1 protein-coding gene is annotated in these 1,893 nt (G+C 38.9%); it reads left to right on the top strand.

Annotated features, from left to right (window positions below; translation table 11 throughout):
- The first annotated feature begins 553 nt into the window (after positions 1 to 553).
- Entirely contained in the window at positions 554 to 1,822 is a 1,269-nt protein-coding gene (ltrA, locus tag ACI48O_RS22665) for a group II intron reverse transcriptase/maturase (protein WP_435564081.1), read from the top strand.
- Positions 1,823 to 1,893: the final 71 nt, after the last annotated feature.

The following is a 1,893-nucleotide window of genomic DNA, read 5'->3' as shown; positions in this document are numbered from 1 at the left end:
TTATTTGTGCGCCCGGCATGGGCTATAACTTGGTGGTGAAAGTCCACTACAGGCTTGGCAGTAGGAACTGTTAGCCAATGGCAAGGGTGTCCATCGTGAGGTGGAATCTGAAGGAAGCCGGAGGCAAAATCCCGAACTGACGAACAGAAACTATATATAAGGCTGAACTGGGATGGACGAGTTTGCAAATCAAAACGAAGTCCAATACTGCACGAATCCCTTACAGTAAATATAGCAGTTACATGGGAGGAAGGTTATAGCTCTTACCCGGGGAGGTCTTACAAGGGTTCCCGACAAGAGAGATGGAATATCTCACAGGAACAAGTTTGTTAGTGATAACAAACTGAATTGTAAGAAGTCAGCCGAGGTCGTAGTAGTTCTTAAAGAATGAAGGATCGAACAATAATAATCTTGGAGAATTACGGAGGTAAAGTCAGTGCAAAGACCACAGAAAACATTGGAAAATGGCTATTTACAAATGAATAAGTTGGAAACTGAAGGGTTTGTAAAAGCGTGTAGTGCTGACATTAAAGAAGTAGGCCGACAAGATGGTATCAATTTAATTGACAAAATTATTGATGATAACAATCTACTTTTAGCATGCGAAAAGGTAAAGGCAAATAAAGGTGCACCCGGAATAGATGGAATGACAGTAGATGAACTTTTTGCTCACGTAACAAAATTCCTTAAACATCTAAAAAGGAAATTAAAAGATGGTACCTATAAACCCTTACCTGTTAAAAGAGTTGAGATACCTAAACCAGATGGGTCTAAACGAAAGTTAGGCATTCCATGTGTTAGGGACCGCATGGTCCAGCAAGCAATCTATCAAGTAATCGGCGGAATAATTGATCCTCATTTCTCAGAAATGAGCTACGGATTCAGACCAAATAAGAATCAACATCAAGCTATTGAACAATCCATCAAATACTATGAACAAGGTTATAGAGTGGTCGTAGACTGCGATTTGAAGAGCTACTTCGACACCATAAACCATCAAAAGTTGATGGAATACCTAAAGGTATTTATTCAAGATAAAGTTGTGCTGAAATTAATTTGGAAATTCCTAAAGAGTGGGATTCTCGAAAATGGACTATTAAAACCAACAGAATTTGGGGCTCCTCAGGGCGGTGTACTTTCGCCAATCTTGAGCAACGTCTATTTAAATCAATTAGATATCGAATTAGAAAAGCGTGGGCACAAATTCGTTCGTTATGCGGATGATTTCTGCATCTATGTTAAAAGCGAACGTGCGGGTCAACGAGTACTTAATAGTGTCACAAAGTTTCTAGAAAAAGATTTAAAACTGACGGTGAATAGTACAAAGAGCCAAATAGGTTCGCCGACTAAACTAAAATTCCTAGGATTCTGTATACACAGAACCTCAAAAGGGATTGGATGTAGACCACATGAGTTGGCTAAAAAGAGATTTAAAACCAAATTAAAGACTCTCACTAAAAGAAACCGAGCAGGTAAATTCGAAGAACTCGTCAAGGAAATTAACCAAGTAACAGTTGGATGGATAAACTATTACGGAGTTAGCTTGATGAAGATGTTCATTAAGCAGACTGCACAATGGCTGAATCACAGGTTAAGACAAATTATTTGGAAGAGATGGAAAAAGGTTAAAACAAGGTATCAGCAACTAAGAAGATTAGGAATCAAACACGAAGAGGCCTGGAAATTAGCATATACCCGAAAGGGTTATTGGAGAATTTCTGGCAGCAAAACACTTCATAATGCAATTAAAATAAAAACGCTCATTAAATGGGGTCTGAAAGACCTTAACCAATTATATGAGCGTAGATACTTAAGTTATTGAACCGCCGTATACGAGAACCGTACGTACGGTGGTGTGAGAGGACGGGAATTAAATTTCCCTCCTACTCGATT

This window comes from Neobacillus terrisolis, assembly GCF_051233475.1.
Taxonomy (GTDB): domain Bacteria; phylum Bacillota; class Bacilli; order Bacillales; family Cytobacillaceae; genus Bacillus_BU.
The sequence above is the reverse complement of the archived record's forward strand: the minus strand, read 5'-3'. Positions and strand labels throughout refer to the sequence as shown.